This is a genomic window from Bartonella sp. AA86SXKL, assembly GCF_042196885.1.
This window is the reverse complement of sequence record NZ_JBHIRE010000229.1, coordinates 1-481: the sequence shown is the minus strand read 5'-3', so window position 1 is coordinate 481 and position 481 is coordinate 1. Positions and strand designations below refer to the sequence as shown.

Annotated in this window: 1 pseudogene; it reads right to left on the bottom strand. The window is 39.1% G+C overall.

Features of this window, described 5'->3' with window-relative positions:
* Window positions 1-223: 223 nt before the first annotated feature.
* A pseudogene (locus ACFIO5_RS11150) lies at window positions 224-397 on the bottom strand (type IV secretory system conjugative DNA transfer family protein); the annotation flags it as partial.
* Between the last annotated feature and the right edge of the window lie 84 nt (window positions 398-481).

The window sequence follows — 481 nt, the reverse complement described above, 5'->3', positions numbered from 1 at the left end:
TCATTGACCGCTTGTGCGTTTAGGGGCTCTTTACGAAGAGTGCTAGTGTTGGTAAGCCCATATGCAAAACAGCATTGCTCAAAGATCTTTTTTCACCCTATTTTTCTTGTTGGATCATGCGGAAATTCCTTGTTTATATGCTTTTATGAAACAGAACCTTTGCTTTTATCCTTTGATGTTGTTGTTCTTGTTTTGATACATGGTCTCCATAAGAGGATGGTTTTTAGTCTTTCTGTGCTTTGGGGGCAAAACAGTTCTTTTCAGCAGTTGCTAACATTTTTTTCCTTCTAAAATAGATCGTGCGACCACATCGTAAAGGGGGATGTTCTTGCATGAGAATAATTTATTCATTTTGGCGCGTTTTTCGGGGAGGTAAAATGAGCGCCCTTTTAAAATATTCCTATAACCATGAAGGTCCACTTCAGCTAAGATAATCAACACACGCTTTTTGTAGTTTCCGTCAGCTGTAATCCTGGCGTTT